This is a genomic window from Nonomuraea basaltis, assembly GCF_005893125.1.
Lineage (GTDB): Bacteria > Actinomycetota > Actinomycetes > Streptosporangiales > Streptosporangiaceae > Nonomuraea > Nonomuraea basaltis.
Genome location: NZ_VCJS01000577.1, coordinates 1 through 1,128 on the forward strand (window position 1 = coordinate 1; position 1,128 = coordinate 1,128).

Annotated in this window: 2 protein-coding genes; both read left to right on the top strand. The window is 69.9% G+C overall.

Annotated elements, in window-relative coordinates:
* The first annotated feature begins 8 nt into the window (after positions 1 to 8).
* Positions 9 to 218, top strand: coding sequence for a heavy-metal-associated domain-containing protein (locus EJK15_RS69465; RefSeq protein WP_138720951.1), 210 nt, complete (start codon positions 9 to 11; stop codon positions 216 to 218).
* Positions 215 to 1,128: hypothetical protein (locus tag EJK15_RS69470; RefSeq protein ID WP_138720952.1), on the top strand; the 914-nt coding region annotated here is incomplete at its 3' end. The genes EJK15_RS69465 and EJK15_RS69470, both read left to right, overlap by 4 nt.

Below are 1,128 nucleotides of genomic sequence, written 5' to 3' on the forward strand. Positions count from 1 at the left end.
AGATCGATATGAGCACCGCCACCTACACCGTCAAGGGCATGACCTGCGGTCACTGCGTCAGCTCGGTCAAGGAAGAGGTCAGCGAAGTGGCCGGCGTCACGGGCGTCGAGGTGGACCTGGCCACCGGGCTGCTGACCGTGGACAGCGACGGCCCCATCGACACGGCGAAGATCGTCGCTGCGGTCGAGGAGGCCGGATATGAGGTGGCGAACCCGTGAACACCGCGGCCAAGCTCGGCTCCTGCGTCCTGGGGCTCGCCGTCCTCTTCGGCGGCGCCCTGGGCATGGGCAAGGCGGTGGGACCGGTTGGGACGCCCCCGGCAGAGGCCCACGCCGCGATGACGTCCCTGGCGGCGCCGACCGCGGGCGCGGGACACGGGGAGCACGCCACCGAGCAGGCGAAGAGCGATACCCCCGGAGGGCTTCAAGTGTCCGAGAACGGCTATACCTTCAACCCGCTCACCGACGCGATCAAGCCCGGCGAGCCGACCGACTTCCGCTTCACCGTGACCGGTCCCGACGGGCGGCCGGTCACCGACTACCAGCTCCAGCACGACAAGAAGCTGCACTTCATCGTCGTGTCCCGCGACCTGACCACGTTCCAGCACCTGCACCCGGCGGAGGCCGGCGACGGCGTCTGGTCGGTCAAGCTCACCCTCCCGGACGCGGGGACGTATCGCGCGTTCGCCGATTTCGCCCCCAGCGGCGGCAGCGCTCTGACCCTGGGCACCGACCTGTTCGTCGCCGGTGATTACGAGCCCAAGCCGCTTCAGAAGGTCACCCGTACTGCCAGTGTCGACGGATACGAGGTCACCCTCGACGGCGAGCTGACGCCCGGTCAGGCGAGCAAGCTCACCCTCACGGTCAGCAAGGACGGCAAGCCGGTGACCGACCTGCAGCCGTACCTGGGCGCGTACGGTCACCTGGTCGCCCTGCGCGCCGGTGACCTGGCCTATCTGCACGTGCACCCTGACGGCGCGCCGGGCGACGGCAAGACCAAGCCCGGGCCCGAGATCGTCTTCTACGCCGAGGTGCCCAGCGGCGGCGACTACCGGCTGTTCCTGGACTTCCAGCACGGGGGCAAGGTCCGCACCGCGGACTTCACCGCCCGGGCAGGGGCCGGGCGGCC